General features: G+C 61.5%; 17 protein-coding genes and 2 pseudogenes. 11 read left to right on the forward strand and 8 right to left on the reverse strand.

Annotated features, from left to right (window positions below):
* Positions 1–197: 197 nt before the first annotated feature.
* The 11 genes and pseudogenes from nhaA (at position 198) to nadC (ending at position 10,922) form a co-directional block, all read left to right on the forward strand.
* Positions 198–1,452: pseudogene (gene nhaA, locus Q8L89_07385) on the forward strand (Na+/H+ antiporter NhaA).
* Positions 1,453–1,601: 149 nt separating this feature from the next.
* Positions 1,602–2,102: a 5-(carboxyamino)imidazole ribonucleotide mutase gene (gene purE / locus Q8L89_07390; protein ID MDP1708868.1), complete on the forward strand. Its 501-nt coding sequence runs from the start codon at positions 1,602–1,604 to the stop codon at positions 2,100–2,102.
* Positions 2,099–3,262: a 5-(carboxyamino)imidazole ribonucleotide synthase gene (locus Q8L89_07395; GenBank protein ID MDP1708869.1), complete on the forward strand. Its 1,164-nt coding sequence runs from the start codon at positions 2,099–2,101 to the stop codon at positions 3,260–3,262. The genes purE and Q8L89_07395 overlap by 4 nt, the downstream gene beginning before the upstream one ends.
* 59 nt (positions 3,263–3,321) lie before the next feature.
* A pseudogene (locus Q8L89_07400) lies at positions 3,322–3,699 on the forward strand (hypothetical protein).
* Between the two features lie 311 nt (positions 3,700–4,010).
* On the forward strand, positions 4,011–6,821 hold the full coding sequence (locus tag Q8L89_07405; protein MDP1708870.1) for a monovalent cation/H+ antiporter subunit A: 2,811 nt from the start codon (positions 4,011–4,013) through the stop codon (positions 6,819–6,821).
* Complete coding sequence (locus Q8L89_07410; GenBank protein ID MDP1708871.1) at positions 6,821–7,150, forward strand: Na+/H+ antiporter subunit C; 330 nt, start codon at positions 6,821–6,823, stop codon at positions 7,148–7,150. The genes Q8L89_07405 and Q8L89_07410 overlap by 1 nt, the downstream gene beginning before the upstream one ends.
* Entirely contained in the window at positions 7,147–8,703 is a 1,557-nt protein-coding gene (locus tag Q8L89_07415; GenBank protein ID MDP1708872.1) for a monovalent cation/H+ antiporter subunit D, read from the forward strand. The genes Q8L89_07410 and Q8L89_07415 overlap by 4 nt, the downstream gene beginning before the upstream one ends.
* Complete coding sequence (locus Q8L89_07420) at positions 8,703–9,194, forward strand: Na+/H+ antiporter subunit E (GenBank protein ID MDP1708873.1); 492 nt, start codon at positions 8,703–8,705, stop codon at positions 9,192–9,194. Before Q8L89_07415 ends, Q8L89_07420 begins: the two co-directional genes overlap by 1 nt.
* Positions 9,188–9,457 (forward strand): K+/H+ antiporter subunit F, encoded by a 270-nt coding sequence (locus Q8L89_07425; protein MDP1708874.1) that lies wholly within the window; start codon positions 9,188–9,190, stop codon positions 9,455–9,457. Before Q8L89_07420 ends, Q8L89_07425 begins: the two co-directional genes overlap by 7 nt.
* A gap of 5 nt (positions 9,458–9,462) precedes the next feature.
* Complete coding sequence (locus Q8L89_07430) at positions 9,463–9,828, forward strand: Na+/H+ antiporter subunit G (GenBank protein MDP1708875.1); 366 nt, start codon at positions 9,463–9,465, stop codon at positions 9,826–9,828.
* Between the two features lie 203 nt (positions 9,829–10,031).
* A complete protein-coding gene (gene nadC / locus Q8L89_07435) occupies positions 10,032–10,922 on the forward strand; it encodes a carboxylating nicotinate-nucleotide diphosphorylase (protein MDP1708876.1) in 891 nt (296 codons plus the stop codon).
* Between the two features lie 134 nt (positions 10,923–11,056).
* Here the strand turns inward: nadC and Q8L89_07440 are convergent, their stop codons facing one another.
* From Q8L89_07440 to Q8L89_07475, 8 genes are all read right to left on the reverse strand, one after another.
* On the reverse strand, positions 11,057–11,917 hold the full coding sequence (locus Q8L89_07440) for a hypothetical protein (protein ID MDP1708877.1): 861 nt from the start codon (positions 11,915–11,917) through the stop codon (positions 11,057–11,059).
* A 14-nt stretch (positions 11,918–11,931) separates the two neighbouring features.
* On the reverse strand, positions 11,932–12,411 hold the full coding sequence (locus Q8L89_07445; GenBank protein ID MDP1708878.1) for a phosphatidylglycerophosphatase A: 480 nt from the start codon (positions 12,409–12,411) through the stop codon (positions 11,932–11,934).
* A complete protein-coding gene (thiL, locus tag Q8L89_07450; protein ID MDP1708879.1) occupies positions 12,408–13,376 on the reverse strand; it encodes a thiamine-phosphate kinase in 969 nt (322 codons plus the stop codon). Before thiL ends, Q8L89_07445 begins: the two co-directional genes overlap by 4 nt.
* A 23-nt stretch (positions 13,377–13,399) precedes the next feature.
* Positions 13,400–13,828, reverse strand: coding sequence for a transcription antitermination factor NusB (gene nusB, locus Q8L89_07455; GenBank protein ID MDP1708880.1), 429 nt, complete (start codon positions 13,826–13,828; stop codon positions 13,400–13,402).
* Entirely contained in the window at positions 13,825–14,316 is a 492-nt protein-coding gene (gene ribH / locus Q8L89_07460; protein MDP1708881.1) for a 6,7-dimethyl-8-ribityllumazine synthase, read from the reverse strand. Before ribH ends, nusB begins: the two co-directional genes overlap by 4 nt.
* An 87-nt stretch (positions 14,317–14,403) precedes the next feature.
* Positions 14,404–15,519 carry a bifunctional 3,4-dihydroxy-2-butanone-4-phosphate synthase/GTP cyclohydrolase II gene (gene ribBA, locus Q8L89_07465; GenBank protein MDP1708882.1) on the reverse strand — a complete coding sequence of 372 codons (1,116 nt, stop codon included), beginning with the start codon at positions 15,517–15,519 and terminating at the stop codon, positions 14,404–14,406.
* Positions 15,510–16,103 (reverse strand): riboflavin synthase, encoded by a 594-nt coding sequence (locus Q8L89_07470; GenBank protein MDP1708883.1) that lies wholly within the window; start codon positions 16,101–16,103, stop codon positions 15,510–15,512. Before Q8L89_07470 ends, ribBA begins: the two co-directional genes overlap by 10 nt.
* A gap of 65 nt (positions 16,104–16,168) precedes the next feature.
* Positions 16,169–18,403 (reverse strand): ATPase, T2SS/T4P/T4SS family, encoded by a 2,235-nt coding sequence (locus tag Q8L89_07475; GenBank protein ID MDP1708884.1) that lies wholly within the window; start codon positions 18,401–18,403, stop codon positions 16,169–16,171.

The raw sequence follows: 18,403 nt of genomic DNA on the forward strand, positions 1-18,403 counted from the left end.
GTGCCGCCAGTCACTGCTTTGGTTGAAGGCCAGCATACGTAATGAAAAATAAACAAGATCACGATAGGCGCTCAGTGCCGCCAGCGGATGCGGGCAGTTCCAGCCTGCATCAGGCCCCGTGGGAGCACTCCCTCCGCAAGGTAATCACGCCGTTTGAGGAATTCATCCAGAACCAGACCACTGCCAGTGTGCTGCTGATGCTGTGTCTGGTCATTGCCCTGTTTATTGCCAATGCACCCCTCGCGGGCCTGTACCAGCAAATCATCAATACACCGGTTGCCTTCACGGTCGGCAGTTTCGTGCTGGAAAAAAATGTGCATCATTGGGTCAATGAGGGCCTCATGGTGCTGTTCTTTTTTGTGGTCGGGCTGGAGATCAAGCGCGCCATCCTGGTCGGGGAGCTGTCCAGTTTCCGCAAGGCCGCCTTGCCCATCGTGGGGGCGCTGGGGATGATCGTGCCGGCACTGCTGTATTTCAGCCTGCATTCGGCAGGTGACGCGGCGCGCGGCTGGGGTATCCCGATGGCGACTGACATCGCTTTTGCCGTGGGCGCCTTGATGCTGCTCGGCAGCCGTGTTACGCGTTCGCTGGTGATGTTTCTGGTGGCGCTGGCGATCGCGGATGACCTGGGTGCCGTGTTGATCATTGCGGTGTTCTATACGGATCAGATCGTACTGACCTATCTTGCCGCAGCGGCAGGCCTGCTGGCGGTGTTGTGGTGTTCAACCTCGCGGGTATCCGTCACCCCGTCCCGTATATATCATCGTCGCAGTCCTGCTCTGGCTGATGCTGCTTAAATCAGGCGTGCATGCCACCGTCGCCGGCGTGCCGGGGGCGCTTACGGTGCCGGCGCGTTATAAATACGATACCCTGCGTTTCAGCCGCGACATGCACGCGTTGATGGCGCGGTTTGACGCCAGTCACCGGCCTGACACGGATATCCGCGCCGACGAGGCGCAACGCTCGGTGCTGCGCACCCTGGAGCGCAACATTGAGTTGGTCGATACGCCGCTGCAACGCCTGGAGCATCTCTATCATTTGCCCGTGGCGTTATTGGTGATCCCGATCTTTGCCCTGGCCAACGCGGGTGTGCCGATTGCCTTTGACACGGTTTGGACGGCCTTGCATCATCCGGTGGCTGTGGGCGTGATAACCGGTCTGGTGTTGGGCAGGTTTGTCGGTATTGCGGGCGGTTGTTGGCTTGCGCTCAGATTTAATATCGGGCAACTGCCGGAGCATACGGAATTTCGGCACATTATCGGTGCTAGTCTGCTTGCGGGCATCGGGTTTACCATGTCACTGTTTATTGCCGAACTGGCCTTTGCAGGACACCCCGAGGAGATGTTGATGGCCAAGCTGGGGATATTGAGCGCTTCGCTGGCGGCGGGTGTGCCCGGATACGCGTGGTTGTTGCTGATCACCCGCGCCAAACGTCAGCCTGCCAGTGGCTGAACGGAAAAAGCCAGCGCATGTCGCTGCCTGCAATAGTCATGATTGGGCTAAAATAGCCCTTGGGCAGAGGGGGGTTGCCTTGGGGCGCGGTATGCACAATGTGCGCAAACCCGGAATCCCGCCGATAAACCAGACGCTGCGTTCAGGACATGAAGACGAATAAACCGCTGGTGGGTGTGGTCATGGGCAGTGACAGTGACTGGGAAACCATGCGTCACGTCGCGGCCAGGCTGGAAGAGTTCGGCATCGCTTACGAAAAAAAGGTGGTCTCCGCGCACCGCACGCCGGACGTGCTGTATGAGTACGCCGAGTCGGCCGCAGGCCGCGGCCTCGCCTGCATCATTGCCGGGGCGGGCGGCGCGGCGCACCTGCCCGGCATGCTGGCCGCCAAGACCATCGTACCGGTGCTGGGCGTGCCGGTGCCGTCCAGACATTTGCAAGGCGTGGATTCGTTTCTGTCTATCGTGCAAATGCCGAAGGGTGTGCCGGTAGCGACCTTCGCCATCGGCGAGGCGGGCGCGGTGAACGCGGCGCTGTTTGCTGTCGCCCTGCTGGCACTGCATGACACTACGCTGGCGTCACAGTTGCGCGATTTCCGCAAACAACAAGAGCAGGCCGTGCTCGCGATGACACTCCCGCCGCGCGCATGATTGCTCCGGGGGCAATGCTCGGCGTTCTGGGCGGCGGACAGCTTGGGCGCATGTTTACCGTGGCCGCGCGTACCCTGGGCTATCGTGTTACCGTCCTCGATCCAGACCCGTACAGCCCCGCCGCGCAATTCTCAGACGCGCAAATCTGTGCAAACTACGATGACCATGCAGCGTTATTAGAGCTAGGTAAACGCTGCGCCGCAATCACCACCGAATTTGAAAACGTACCCGCTCGGAGTCTGGAGCTGCTTGCTGCATTGTCCACGGTGCGGCCCGCCGCCGCCGTCGTCGCCATCGCCCAGGACCGCATTACTGAGAAATCGTATCTTGCAGAGCAGGGGTTTCCAGTGGCTTCCTTCGCGGTGGTTCGCACTGAACAAGAACTGCATGAAGCGCTAAGTAACATTCCAGCGCCCGCCATACTCAAGCGCAGCCGTTTGGGTTACGACGGCAAAGGGCAAGCGCCTGTCTCGAATCTGGAGTACGCCGTAACTGCCTTTCACATGTTGGGCGACGAACCCTGTGTGCTGGAGCAGCGCGTTTCGCTGGGAAAAGAGATTTCAGTTGTCGTGGCGCGTGGCGCGGACGGCGAGACGGTGTGCTTTCCCGTTGCGGAGAATCAGCATCAAGACGGCATTCTGGATGTCAGCATCGTGCCTGCGCGCATCAGCGCAGCGCTTGCAACGCAAGCGACGGATATGGCCGGGCAGCTCGCCCAGCGGCTTGATTACTGCGGTGTGCTGGCCGCGGAGTTTTTTGTGCTGCCCGGCGATAAACTCATTATCAACGAAATCGCGCCGCGTCCGCACAACAGCGGGCATTACACGCTCGATGCCTGCGTCACTAGCCAATTTGAACAGCAGGTGCGCGCGCTGTGCGGCCTGCCGCTCGGCGGCACGCGCCTATTGTCTCCTGCGGTGATGGTAAATTTGCTGGGCGATCTGTGGGCGGACGGCGAGCCGCACTGGGAAAAATTATTACAGCACCAACAAGTAAAACTTCATCTGTACGGCAAGAGTGAGCCCCATCCAGGCCGCAAGATGGGCCACTTTACCTGTCTCGATGAATCGCTTGAGCAGGCCCTGGCCGTGGCCTTGGAAGCCAAAACAGATTTGCTGAACCGTATTACAACCTCCGCTCAGGGAAGGGTAAGCTTATGATGCTGGAGACGATCGGAGCCTGGGGGATGTAGCTGGGATTTATCCTGCTGGTGCTTGTCATGCTGGCCGTGGATATGTTTCTGTTGGGGCGCCAAGATTCTCACAAGGTGAGCCTCAAGGAGGCGGCCACCTGATCCGTGGTGTGGGTGACCATGGCCTTGCTGTTTAACGCGGCATTATGGTGGTATCTCGACGGCAATCTCGGGCGCGAGCTGGCCAATCAAAAGGCGCTGGAGTTCTTTACCGGTTATCTCATCGAGAAGTCTCTGGCGGTGGATAACATCTTTGTATTTCTGATGCTGTTCAGTTATTTCGCGGTGCCTGTGGAATACCAGTGCCGGGTGCTGCTCTACGGCGTGCTGCGCGCAATCGTGATGCGTGCCGTGATGACACTGCTCGGCGCCTGGTTGATCGCCCAATTTCACTGGATACTCTATGGAAGCACTGAATAAGTCCATCATGGACTTCTCAGAGCACGAAAAGCAAAAACGTGGCCATAAGATTATTTCTGACTTAATCAGAGGTTCCTTAAACAAGTCAGTAAGTAAGGTTACACTTCCCGCTGCGTCCCCGCCCCTTGTGTAGGGGGCGGGACAGGGTGGGGGCTAGAGTAAACAGGGTTTTTACTCAGGAGTCACATCATTAATGTTGTGGCCTTATTTGCTGACTCCTGAGTAAGTCTTCATTTACACTCCCGTTTCCGCCCTTGCCTGTGTATGCGCATTTCAAACAGTTATAATCCAGCGCAATGAATTTGCTCCTCTTAGTCCTCACCCCCTTCATCGGCGCTGCGATAGCCGCCTGGATTTCCCGGCTGGGCCGGCTGCATGCCGCCTGGATGGCGGGGGCGGTGACGCTGCTCGCGCTGGCCTGGCTGCTGCCGCTGGCGGGCGCGACTTTCGCCGGCCACACCGAGATCCAGCGTATAAGCTGGATGCCGGCCGTTGGCCTCGATCTCGCCTTCCGCCTGGATGGACTGGGCCTGCTGTTCACGCTGCTGATCCTGGGCATCGGCCTGCTCATCATTCTTTACGCCCGCTATTACCTGTCGGCGAAGGACTGCATGGGGCGCTTCTATGCCTATCTGCTGCTGTTCATGGGCTCCATGCTGGGCATCGTGTTGTCCGAGAACATCATCCAGTTGTTGATCTTCTGGGAACTGACCAGCCTTTCTTCTTTCCTGCTCATCAGCTACTGGCAGCATCGCCCCGATGCCCGTAACGGCGCGCGCATGGCGCTGGCGGTAACCGGAACCGGCGGGCTGGCACTGCTGGGAGGCTTTCTGTTGCTGGGCGAAATCGCCGGCAGCTATGATCTGTCGGTTATCCTGGCATCGGGCGACATCATCCGTGCCCATCCTCTCTATGTGCCGATGCTGGTGCTGGTGCTATTAGGCGCCTTCACCAAGTCGGCCCAGTTCCCGTTCCATTTCTGGCTGCCCAACGCCATGGCGGCGCCGACACCGGTGTCGGCTTATCTGCATTCGGCCACCATGGTCAAGGCCGGAGTATTCCTGCTGGCGCGGCTGTTTCCGGCTCTGTCCGGCACGCCGGAATGGTCCTGGCTGGTGGGCGGGACGGGGCTTGCCACGCTGCTGCTGGGGGCATACGTCGCCCTGTTCAAGCACGACCTCAAGGGGCTGCTGGCCTATTCCACCATCAGCCATCTGGGCCTCATCACCCTGCTGTTCGGCATCGGCACGCCGCTCGCGGCGGTGGGCGGGGTGTTCCATATCATCAACCACGCCATCTTCAAGGCCTCGCTGTTCATGGCCGCCGGCATCATCGAACACGAGACCGGCAGCCGCGACATGCGCCGCATCAACGGCCTGTGGAAGTTCATGCCCCACACCGCCACCCTGGCCATGGTGGCGGCCGCGGCCATGGCCGGCGTGCCGCTGCTCAACGGCTTTCTGTCCAAGGAGATATTCTTCGCCGAGGCGGTGCATCGTACCGCCGGTCTGCCCTGGGGCTGGCTGTTGCCGGCGGCGGTGACGGTGGCTGGCGTGTTCGCCGTGGCCTATTCGCTGCGCTTCATTCACGACGTGTTCTTCAACGGTGAACCCATCGATCTGCCGAAGACGCCGCACGAACCGCCGCGCTGGATGAAGGTGCCGGTGGAAGTGCTGGTGGCGCTGTGCCTGCTGGTGGGGATTGTCCCCATCCTGACCGTGGGGCCCATCCTCGCCCTGGCGGCCGCCGGCACGCTGCAGGCGCCGCTGCCCGAATACAACCTGGCCATCTGGCACGGCTTCAACCCGGCGCTGTGGATGAGCGCGATCGCCCTGGCCGGCGGCGGGCTGGTTTACCGCGGCCGCCGCCCCCTGTTCGTACTGTATGAGCGGCTGGAAGGGCGGCTGGAGGCGAAGGCGATCTACCATCGCTTGCTGGGCGGGCTGTTCGCCTTGGCCGGTGTGCTGACCCGCCTGCTCGACACCGGCTCGCTGCAACGCATGCTGTTCCTGTTCATTCTCTTCGCCTTGGCTCTCGGCATGGCCGGTTTTCTCGGCGGCGGGGAAGCGCCGCTGACCGGGAGCCGCGCACTGTTGCCGGTGGATGGCGTCAGCCTGCTGGCTACTCTGGGACTGGCGGCGGCGGCCGTCGGCGCGGTGATCCTGCACCGGCAGCGCTTGGTGGCGCTGATTCTCATGGGCGCGGTCGGGCTGGTGGTCGCGCTGATCTTCATCAAGTTCTCGGCGCCCGACCTGGCTTTGACCCAACTCTCGGTGGAGGTGGTGACGGTGGTGCTGCTGCTGCTGGCCCTGTATTTCCTGCCCCAGCACACTCCCTCCGAATCGGGTGCGCTGCGTCGCAGCCGCGACCTGCTGCTGGCGGTCGCGGCGGGCGGCAGCGCGGCCGCCCTGACCTGGGCGGTGCTGACCCGGCCCCACCAGAGCATCGCCGGCTATTTCCTGGCCCACAGCGTGCCGGGCGGCGGCGGCGCCAACGTGGTGAATGTGATTCTGGTGGATTTCCGCGGCTACGATACCCTGGGCGAAATCGCCGTGCTGGCCTTGGCCGGGCTGGGCATCTACGCCATGCTGGAGCGCCTGCACCTGTCCGGCCCCGAGCGCGACGCCGGGGGCCGCCTTTGGAACCCCGACCTGCACCCGGCCATCATGGCCACGTTCAGCCGCCTGCTGCTGCCGCTCGCCCTGCTGGTGTCGGTATTCATCCTGCTGCGCGGGCATAACCTGCCCGGCGGCGGCTTCATCGCCGGGCTGATTACGGCGGTGGCGCTGATCATGCAATACCTGGCCAACGGCCTGATCTGGACCCAAGCCCGCCTGGCGGCGAACATGCACCCCGTCATCGGCATCGGCCTGCTGATCGCCGTGCTCACCGGGCTGTCCAGTGGGCTGTTCGGCTACCCGTTCCTCACATCCACTTTCGCTCATCTGCACTGGCCGCTGGTGGGCGAGTTCGAGCTGGCTTCGGCCATGGCCTTCGATCTGGGGGTGTATCTGGTGGTGGTCGGCGCCACGCTGCTGATCCTGATCCAGCTGGGACGGGTACACAGCACAAGTAGCCCGTCGAACGCCAAGAAGGAGCCCCGCTGATGGAAGCCCTGATTGCGTTGATCATCGGCGTGCTCACCGCCTGCGGCGTCTATCTCGCCCTGCGCGGACGCACCTTCCCGGTGGTGCTGGGGCTGACCTTTCTGTCCTACGCGGTCAACCTGTTCCTGTTCGCCATGGGCCGGCTGGTCATCGGTCTGCCGCCGATAATCGCCGATAGCGCGGCGGGCTACACCGACCCGCTGCCCCAGGCCCTGGTGCTCACCGCCATTGTCATCAGCTTCGGCATGACCGCCTTCGTCATCGTACTGGCCCTCAAGGCGCGCGCCGAACTCGGCAACGATCACGTGGACGGGAGGGAGGAACGATGAACCACCTGGTCATCGCCCCGGTGTTGCTGCCGCTGCTGGCGGGTATCCTGCTGCTGTTGCTGCGCCGGCGGAATCTGCCGCTGCAACGCGCTGCAGGTGCGAATTCATTCGCACATTTAACCCTTCAGCGCGCCCTGAGCGTCACTGCCGTGGCCGCCCAGATCGGGCTGGCTGCGGGGCTCATGGCGGCGGTGAGCGGCGGCGACATTCTGGTCTACGCCCTGGGCGACTGGCCGGCGCCGTTTGGCATCGTGCTGGTGGCGGATCGGCTCTCCGCCTGGATGCTGCTCATCACCGCGCTGCTCTCGCTGTTCGCTCTGCTCTACGCGATACGTGGCGCCGACCACGCCGGCGCGCATTTCCATGTGCTGTTCCAGCTGCTGCTGTTCGGCCTGAACGGCGCCTTCCTCACCGGCGACCTGTTCAACCTGTTCGTGTTCTTCGAGATTCTGCTGCTGGCCTCCTACGGCTTGCTGTTGCACGGCGGCGGGCGGCGGCGCACCCGCGCGGGCCTGCATTTCGTGGTAATCAACCTGGCCGGTTCCACCTTGTTCCTGTTCGCCATAGGCACCTTGTATGGCGTGCTGGGCACGCTCAACATGGCCGACCTGGCAGTGAAGGTGGCGGCTACGCCGCCCGAAAACGTCCCGCTGGTGCGGGCGGCCGGCCTGTTGCTGTTTGGCGTGTTCGCCCTCAAAGCGGCACTGCTGCCGCTGTACCTGTGGCTGCCCGCCGCCTACGCCCACACCAGCGCGCCGGTGGCGGCGCTGTTCGCGATCATGACCAAGGTCGGGGCCTACAGCATCCTGCGCGTGTACACGCTGATCTTCGGCGACCAGGCCGGCCCGGCGGCCAACCTGATTGAACCCTGGTTGCTGCCGCTGGCGCTGGTCACACTGGCAGTGGGCATGCTGGGCGCAGTGGCCAGCACCCATCTGCGCCAGCAGGTGGCTTATCTGGTAGTGGCCTCCATCGGCTCGTTGCTGACCGCCTTCGGCCTTAACAGCGCCGCCGGCATCGCCGCCGGACTGTATTACCTGCCGCATACCACCTTCACGCTGGCGGCGTTCTTTTTGCTGGCGGATGCCATCGCCAACCGTCGCGGCCCGCTGGGCGACCGGCTCGATCCCGGCCCGGTCATCGCCAACTCGCGACTGCTCGGCGCCCTGTTCTTCGTCACCGCCATCCTGGCGGCGGGTCTGCCGCCGCTGTCCGGCTTTCTCGGCAAGTTCCTGATACTGCGCGCCGCCTTGGAACACCCGGCCCTGCCCTGGGTGATGGGGGTGCTGCTGGTGACTGCGCTCCTCGGCCTGATCGCCCTGGCGCGCAGCGGCAGCCTGCTGTTCTACCGGGCGCAGCCGGCCGAGACTGCCGTACCCGCGGCGGCGCCCGGCGGCGGAGAACTCGCACCCATCATGGGGCTGCTCGCCCTGTGCCTGGCGCTGACGATCTGGGCCGGGCCGGCCACGGACTTCGCCCGCGCCACCGCCGGGCAGTTATTACAACCCTACCACTATGTCCACGCCGTGCTCGGCGGGGGAGGGAGCCGCTGATGCGCCGCCTGCTGCCCCACCCTCTTGTCACCCCGGTTCTGGCCGGAGTCTGGCTGCTGCTGGTCAACAGCGTGGCGCCCGGCCAGATCGTGCTGGGCCTGCTGCTGGGCTGGGCCATCCCCTTTTTCACCCTGCGCTTCTGGCCGGAGAAGGTGCGCATCCGCAGGCCATTCACCCTGCTGCGCTTCACCGGCGTGGTGCTGATGGATATCGTGCTGGCCAACTTTACCGTGGCGCGACTTATCCTCGGCCGGCCGGAGCGCCTCCGGCCCGCTTTCGTGGTGGTGCCGCTGGATATCACTTCGGATCTGGCCATCAGCCTGCTGGCCAACACCATCTGCCTGACACCGGGCACGCTGTCGGCGCTGCTCGCGCCGGATCGCAAGAGCCTGCTGATCCATACCCTGGATGTGAGTGACATCGACGCGCTGGTCGCCACCATCAAGCAGCGCTATGAAACCCCGCTGAAGGAGGTCTTCGAAGCATGTTGAATATCGCCATCCCCATCGCCTTCACCCTGGTGTCTGTCGCCGTGGCCCTCAATTTCTGGCGCCTGCTGCGCGGTCCCAGCGCGCCAGACCGCATCCTGGCCCTGGACACCCTGTACATAAACACCGTCGCGCTGCTGGTGCTGTTGGGCATACATCTTTCCAGCGCCCTGTATTTCGAGGCGGCGCTGCTCATCGCCCTGATGGGTTTCGTCGGCACCGTCGCGCTGTGCAAGTATCTGTTGCGCGGCGACATCATCGAGTAATGGCCATGCTGGATTACTTTTTGTCCTTCCTGATTCTGACCGGCGCCGTGTTCACCTTCATCGGCTCCCTGGGCCTGGCCCGGCTGCGCGATTTCTACACCCGGCTGCACGGCCCCACCAAAGCCACCACCCTGGGCGTGGGCAGCCTGCTCATCGCCTCCGCCATTTACTTCAGTACGCGCGGCGCCGGCATCAGTCTGCACGAGGTACTGGTGACCCTGTTCCTCTTCATCACCGCCCCGGTAAGCGCCCATCTGCTGGCCAAGGCGGCCCTGCATCTCAGGCTGTACAGTCTGGCAGCGGTACCGGAGGAAGCAGCGCGGCAGGAAAGCGCGGAGGCGAAAACGAATCCTGAAAGCTCGCATCAATAACAGGGGCGTGTCTGACAGTGTGTTGAAAAAGCCCATCCATGGGCTTTTTCAACACGCAAAGCGAAAAATGTGATTTTCGCTTTTCTTCATTTTCCAAACACATACACCGTGTTTGAAAAATGGCGGCACGTCCTTGTGCCGCGCGCAGTCTGTTTTTCAACAGACTGCTAACGCCGTACCGCAAGCGTCCCGGTTGCGCTAGAATGAAACATGCCGCGAATGGTTTTCTAGCGATGTCCGCTTACTTTGTTTCTTCGTTGAATGACGCCGAGATACAAGACCATGTGCGCCGTGCGTTGCGTGAAGACATCGGCGGCGGCGATGTTACTGCGGCGCTGATTCCGGAGCCGGCACAGGGGCAGGCCAGCATTATCAGCCGCGAAGCGGCAGTGTTGTGCGGGACGGCCTGGTGTGATGCCGTTTTCCGGCAACTCGACAGCCGTGTGCGGACGGAGTGGCATGCGCACGATGCCGACCGCATCGCTGAAGATCAAGTATTGTGTACGCTGCGCGGCCCGGCACGCGCGCTGCTCACCGGCGAGCGCACCGCACTCAACTTTCTGCAAACCCTGTCAGGCACCGCGACGCTCGCGCGCCGCTACGCCGATGCGGTGGGGGGGCTGCGCGCCCAGGTGCTCGACACACGCAAGACCCTGCCGGGGCTGCGTTACGCCCAGAAATATGCCGTCACCTGCGGCGGTTGCCATAACCACCGCGCGGGTCTTTACGACGGCATCCTCATCAAGGAAAACCACATTCTCGCGGCGGGCTCCATTACGGCGGCGTTGCATGCCGCGCGCGCCTCGGCGTCACCCGGCATGATGATCGAGGTCGAAGTGGAAGCTATGGACGGACTGTGCGAGGCATTGAATGCCGGTGCAGGGCGCGTGCTGCTGGATAATTTCACGCTGGCCGATGTGCGGCGCGCGGTGCAGGAAAATCGCGGGCGTGCACGGCTTGAAGCTTCAGGCGGTGTGACGCTGGAGAATATCCGCAGCGTGGCGGAGACCGGCGTCGATTATATTTCGGTGGGCGACCTCACCAAAAACGTGCGCGCCGTCGATATGTCGATGCGCTTTGTTCTCTCCCCCTAAAGCGGAGTTGTAGGTCAGGCTGCGTAAGCTGCCTGACGGATACGTGGCTTCGTAGCTCCGTCACTGCATGAAGTCACGCAGCTTCGCAACGTGACCTGCGATTGCTAAAGGCTCTCTCCCCTTTGGGGGGGGGGTTACAGACGGTGGCCGCGTGCGCGCAGTATGGACTGTGCCTCCAGCGCGAGATGGATAATCTCCAGTTCCTGCTCCCAGTCGTACCCTGCACTGTTTTCCGCCGGTGCAGGGTACGCAAGATCATGCCAGGGTTCGTCCGCGTATATTTTGACGTGCCGCGTCTCTTCCATGCTGCGGCTCAAATCGGGCCAGATTTCATAAAACATGTCTGCCGGGCGCGTCACTGCCCATGCGTCGACCAGCCTGTAGCGTGCAGGCAGCCGGGTGAACGCCTCCGGCGTCCCGGTCTGTGCCGCGCCGGTTTCTTCATTGACGTGATCGGTGTGGATATGCACGATGAGCTTCGGTGCGCGCCGCACAATTTCCGGCGTGAGATTCACGCCGGACGGCATCCATGAAGAGAATGCCACGTCGAACGGGAAATCAATGTCGGCAAATTTTTCACTACGGACTTCGTAGCAATCACTGTCATAAAAATCGGCGATCTGATTCGGCTTCGCCTCCGGGTCGCGCAGACCAATGACCTTTACGCCTTCGCGCGCCAGCAGGCTGCCGATGAAGCCGTTGCCGCAATGGATATCGCACACCAGCGGTTGTTGCGCGACGCGGCGCGCGTACCACGCGATCTTCCGCATCTCTTCGTGCAGCGGGTAGTACGGCGCCACCGTAGGGGCGAACAGTTTCGGGTCGCGGTCTGCGGCGCTGAACACGAGATAGTGCAACGGCAGACTTTTGATGCGCTTGTCGAACGGCAGTGCGGTATTCCAGGCCGGGTGCAGCTTCTGCTGGAATTCAAAGATGCGGTTGAACATGGCCTCGGTGAAGGCCTCCATGTCGCGCAATTTTTCAAATTTATCCATGGTGATTCCGGTTTTCAGTGCGTAAGAAAGTAGGTGAGTTGCAGTGCCAGCAGAGCGTAAAGCGCGGCCAGCACATCGTCCAGCATGATGCCGAAGCCGCCTTTTATTTTTTGATCAGCGATATTGATGGGCCACGGTTTCCAGATGTCGAATAGCCGGAACAGTCCGAAGCCCAGCACGATCCATTCCCAACCGCGCGGTGCGGCAAACATGACAATCAGATAGCCGGTGATTTCGTCCCACACGATGCCGGGGTGATCCTCCGTACCCAGTGCGCGCGAAGTGGTGCCGCACAGCCATATGCCGACGACGAACAGCAGCAGACACAAGGCCGTGTAAAGCTCCAGCGTCAGCGTTTGCGCCCAGAGATAAACCGCGACGCCGACCAGCGTGCCGAAGGTGCCGGGGGCGGGCAGCAGGCCGGCACCCAGACCAAAGGCGAGCAGGTGTGCCGGATTGCGTCCTAAGTGGCGCAGTGTGACTGGGCGATTCATGCGCCGAAATGCAGATAACCGCTGCTGCGCAGGGCGCGTATGCTGCCGTCGGCTGCGATGCAGCGCAGCCCCGGCTCGGCTTCAATAACGCCGACGTTGACGCAACCGGCAGGGAAGCATTCCATCACATCAAGTAATGCAGCGCGCTGCCGCGCGGGCACGGTAAAACACAGTTCATAGTCGTCGCCTGCTGTCATGGGCAGCTCCCAGTCGCCCGTTTTTTCGATATACGCAGTGACATCGGCAGACAGGGGGAGTGCGGCGAGATTAATGTGTGCACCCACGCCACTGGCCGCCAGGATATGCCCGAGATCGGCGCAGAGGCCATCGGAGATATCGATGGCGGCGCTGGCGATACCGCGTAGCGCCAGGCCCTCCTGGATACGGGGCTGGGGACGGTTGAGGCGATGTGCAAGCTGCGCTGCGGAGTCGCCAGAAGATAGCGTCGGTTGTTGTAGTGTGCGCAGGGCCAAAGCGGCGTCACCCAGAGTGCCGGTGATATAGATCAGGTCGCCTGCACAGGCGCCGCTACGGCGCAGTGCGGTGCCTGTGGGCAGCAGGCCCAGTATCTGTACTGTAATGGAGAGCGGGCCGCGTGTGGTGTCGCCACCAATGAGTTGTACACCCTCTGCTGCGGCAAGTGCCAGGAAGCCGCTGCTGAAGGCGGCAAGCCAGGCCTCATCGGCATGCGGCAATGTGAGGGCGAGCGTCGCCCAGCGTGGCTCGGCGCCCATGGCCGCCATGTCGCTCAGGTTAACGGCGAGCGCCTTGTGGCCGATGTCCTGCGGTGCCGTCTGTGCCGGAAAGTGCACGCCTTCCACCAGCGTATCTGTCGCGACCGCGAGCTCCATGCCTGCCGGTACTCGCACCAGTGCGGCATCGTCTCCAATGCCGAGCGCCACGTCCGGGTCGGGCACTGCTGCCGGGCGTGCGAAGTAGCGTTCGATCAGGGTGAATTCGGTCAGCGCCATGCGAGCCGTGGTTGCCCTTAGGATGGGCGGCTCAGCTCGCCGGGCCGCAGGGCGCGGGCGACCTTGTCGAGCACGCCATTGACGTATTTGTAGCCCAGATCGCCACCGAAGCGTTTGGCAAGCTGGATGGCCTCGTTAATAATGACGCGGCAGGGTATTTCGGGGTGCGCGCGCAGCTCGTATGTGCCGATGCGCAGAATCGCGCATTCGACGGGGTCAATCTCGGCGATTGGCCGATCAAGCATGGGCGACAGACTGCGTTCGACGTCATCCAGCTGTGCCGGAATCTGGTGCAGCAGTTCCTGGAAATAGGGTAGCTCGGCCTTGTCCAGGGCGTGATCGATCAGAAACTGGGCTTCAATGTCAGACAGGTTTTGCCGCCCAATCTGCCATTGGTAGAGTGCCTGTACTGCGGCGCGGCGCGCCAGACTACGGGCGTGGCTCATCGGGCTTTCTTTTTGGGTGCCACAAGGCCTTTCAGAACGCTGACCATCTCCATGGCGGCCAATGCAGCCTCAGCGCCTTTGTTGTTGTTTGGGGTGGTGCGGAGCAGGGCCTGTTTCACCGTATCGGTGGTGAGCACGCCGAAGCTGACAGGAATGTCCTGTTGCAAGGCCACGCGGGCAAGGCCCTCGGTACAGGCGCCCGCTACATATTCAAAGTGCGGTGTATCACCGCGGATCACGGCGCCAAGGGCAATCAGCGCATCGTAGCGCCCGCTCCGGGCCAGTTGCTGTGCCGCGAGTGGCATTTCAAATGCGCCCGGAACCCGCAGGATGTGAATATTACGCTGCGCGATGCCGTGGTCGCCAAGGGCCGTCAATGCGCCATCGAGCAGGGCATCGACGATGGCACTATTGAAGCGCGCCGCCACGATACCGAAGCGTGCACCACGCAGATTAAAGCGGGTGGCGGCAGGTTTGGTTTTTTTCATGGAAGTAACGAACCCTGTAAAAAAGCAGGTGACAAGGTGCGCACAGTATACCCCATGCGGGGCGGGTTGGGGTGCGGGTATCCGCAGTTATTGCGGCTCGGCTGAGATGTAGTCGATGATCTCCAGGTCGAATCCGGAGATGCCATGTAGCCGCCGTGGCTGGCCCAGTACGCGCATCTTGTGCACGCCCAGATCCATGAGAATCTGGGCGCCGATGCCGTAGGTACGCAAGTCTGCCGCACCCTCCTGGCTGGCCGGGTGTGTCGTGTGGGGCTGGGACAGGGAGCGCTTGACGAATGCCAGCAATTCCTGTGTCGGGTCGGGTTTGCGCAGAATCACGATCACCCCGCTGTCCTCCTGCGCGATACGTTGCAGGGCGGCATGCAGTGTCCAGCCGCAGTCATCGCGCTTGAGTCCGATGCTGTCCATGGCGTTTTCGACATGCACGCGTACCAGTGCCGGCGTTCCGGCATACAGACTGCCGCGCACCAGCGCCAGATGTATCTGGCCGTCGATGGTGTCCCGAAACGCATGCAGCTGGAATTCGCCATGCTCGGTCTGTACCGGATGGGACGCGACATGCTCTACCGTCTTGTCGCGCTGGATACGGTAATGAATCAGGTCGGCGATGGTGCCAAGTTTGAGTCCGTGGTGTTGGGCGAATACTTCCAGATCAGGCCGCCGGGCCATGCTGCCGTCTTCGTTCAGGATTTCGACGATGACCGCCGCAGGCTCCAGTCCGGCCAGGCGCGCCAGATCACAGCCGGCCTCGGTATGGCCGGCACGCGTGAGCACGCCGCCGGGCTGCGCCATGAGCGGGAAGATATGGCCGGGCTGGGTCAGGTCGGCAGGCTGCGCGTCAGGCCCAACTGCCGTGCGCACGGTGTGGGCACGGTCGGCGGCGGAAATGCCGGTGGTGACGCCGTGGGCCGCCTCGATGGAGACGGTGAAGTTGGTGCGGTGCTCCGTGATGGTGCCGCTGACCATGAGTGGCAGGCGCAATTGCGCGCAGCGCTCATGCGTGAGCGTGAGACAGATCAGGCCGCGCCCAAAGCGCGCCATGAAGTTGATGTCTTCGGTACGCACCTGGGTTGCCGCCATAACCAGGTCGCCTTCATTTTCGCGCTCCTCGTCGTCCATGAGCACGACCATTTTACCGGCGCGAATATCAGCGATGATTTCTTCAGTACTGTTTAACGACATGTCTGTAGCCGTTCCAGATAGCGTGCAATCATGTCTACCTCGATGTTGACACTGTCGCCGGGTGTGAGTGTGCTGAACGTGGTTTCCTGCAGGGTGTGCGGCACCAGGTTGACCTCAAACACGGAGTCTGTTGCCGTATTGACGGTCAGGCTCACACCATCGACGCAGATTGAACCTTTTTCCGCGATGTATTTTGCGAGTGCAGAGGGCATCTTGAATGAGGCGTGCAGCGACTGTCCAGCAGCGTCGCATCCAAGCACAGTGGTGGTCCCATCCACGTGGCCGCTGACCAGATGGCCGCCCAGCCGCGTCATGGGCGTGACGGATTTTTCCAGATTGAGTCGGCTGCCGGGTGCAAGCGAGGAAAAAGTGGTGCGTGCCAGGGTTTCGGCCGATATATCGGCCTGAAAGCTATCTGCGTCAAGTGCCGCAACAGTGAGGCAGACGCCATTTATTGCGATGCTGTCACCGAGCTTTACATCGGACAGTTCAATCTGGCTGGCGGCAATGCGCGCCCGGGCCTCCCCGTCGTGGTGGGTGAGCGCCTCCAGTGTGCCTGTGCCTGTAATGATGCCGGTAAACATAAGACAGCCACGATACAAGATCGGACAGGCAAGTAGCAAGAAGCCTGCCCATGCCAGATGCAGAGTTACTCGGTTTGCGGGCCAAGCACGCGTAATATTTCGTCCACTGTGGTCAGTCCCTGCCGTACCTTGGCGTGGGCATCATCAATCAGCGTGGTGGTGCCAAGCTGCCGCGCCATGCGGGTGAGGTCAAGAATACTGGCGCCGGAGGCGATCATGTGACGCAGCTCGGCATTGGGTGTGAGTACCTCGTACAGTGCCAGTCGCCCACGGTAGCCAGTTTGATTGCACTGGGCGCATCCGATGCCGCCTTGAAACACAAGCCCGGATGCCGTAAACGCAGGGCCGAGTTGTGCCAGCAGTTCGGAAGCCGGGGATGTGCGTTCGCGACAGGTGGTGCAAATCCTGCGCACCAGGCGCTGCGCGATAATGCCCTCCAGTGCCGTGGCGATCACGTATGGCTTGAGTCCGAGATCGAACAGGCGCGCAATGGTCGCAATGGCGGAGTTGGTGTGCAGGGTGGAGTACACCAGATGTCCGGTGAGCGCGGCATGGAATGCAACTTCGGCAGTGTCGAAGTCGCGGATCTCGCCGATAAGGATCACGTCCGGATCCTGGCGCAGGATGGCGCGCAACACGCTGGGAAAATTGAGTCCGATCTTTTCGCGCACCAGCACCTGGCCAGCGATGTCGAGATAGTATTCCACCGGGTCTTCGATGGTGACGTAATTCTTGGTGGCGGTGGCGTTGTGCTGCAACAGCGAATACAGCGTGGTGGTCTTGCCACTGCCGGTGGGGCCGGTGGCGAGGATAATGCCTTGTGGCTTGGCGACCATGTTCACTAGTCTGGCAAGGTCAGGCGACGAGAACCCCAGGTCGTGTATGGTGTGTATCGCGGAGTTTCGGTCCAGGATACGCATCACGATCTTTTCGCCATTTATGGTAGGCAGGCTGGAGATGCGCAGATCGACCACGCGCAGCGGGGTCTTGACCGTGATACGTCCGTCCTGTGGCCGCCGCCGCTCGGTAATATCCATTTCCGCCATGACTTTGATGCGTGATATCAGAGACATGTGCAAGTGATGCGGGATATGTATCTTGTCAGCCAGAACGCCATCGATGCGGTAACGCACGACTACGCTCTTTGTGCGCGGGTGGATGTGAATGTCGCTTGCGCCCAGCCGGATGGCTTCGATGATGATGGAGTTGACAAGCCGGATGGCAGGAGGCTCTTCGGTCTCGCGTAGCAGTTCCTCCAGTGAGCGATCATCCTCCTCCTCGATGACGATCTCTATGCCTTCATACGGATCAACCGTGGAGACCAGGGTTTCCAGTTCCTCGAATGAGGGAGACCGCTCACCGTAAACGGCAGCGATCTTGGCCTTGATGGCGGCCACATCTGCCATGACCACTTGTATCTCCAGGCCCGAGACAAAGCGCAAGTCGTCGATGAGGCCCGTGTCCATGGGGTCGGCCATGGCCAGCAGCAGACGACGTCCTTCCGACTTTAGCGGCAGCACCCACTGGCGTTCGCAGAAACTGCGCGGCACCAGTGCGGCGACGGCAGGGTCAATCTGGATTTCAGGCAGGGCGACTTCATCTACCAGCAGTTCCTTGCGTAGAATATCGCGCAGGGTCTTTTCATTTACCCAGTCGCGCTCGATCAGCAGGCGGATGACGGGGTCTTTTCTGGTTTGCTGTAGTTTGTGCAGCTCTTGCACCTGCTTGCTGTTGAGCAGGTTACGTTTGTGCAGCATGACGGCAAGCTGGCTACGGTTGGTGACGGCAAATTTGTTGAGTGCCACGATCTCCTGGGTCTTTTTCTTGTTTTCATTTTTCAGTGCGCGATTTTTTTCGAGCAGATCGTGCTGTTCCAGCGCGAGTGCAACGGTGATTCGCAGATCGTCATCATTCCATGGCTTCAGTATGAATTTGTATACGGCGCCGTCATTGACAGCGCCCATTACAGCACTGGTATCGGCGTGGCCAGTTAGCATGATGCGTATCATGTCCGGCTGTATGGTCTTGGCCCTTTTCAACAGTTCCGCACCATTCATGCCCGACATCATGTGATCGGATACCATAAGGTGGAACTTTTCTTTGCCCAGTAACCGCAAGGCTTCCTGACCATTGGTGGCGGTATCAATTATGTAGTTTTCCTGACGGAAAACGCGTTGCAGGGCCTTGAGTACATTGCTGTCATCGTCTACCAGCAGCAGGCGATAGACGCAACTCACCGGTTCGGTGAGACTTGCTGCCTCGGGTGTGACGCCAGTAAACAGGGATGCGTAGTGTGTCAT

This window comes from Gammaproteobacteria bacterium (assembly GCA_030680605.1).
In the GTDB taxonomy this organism is placed as follows: domain Bacteria; phylum Pseudomonadota; class Gammaproteobacteria; order SURF-13; family SURF-13; genus JAQBXX01.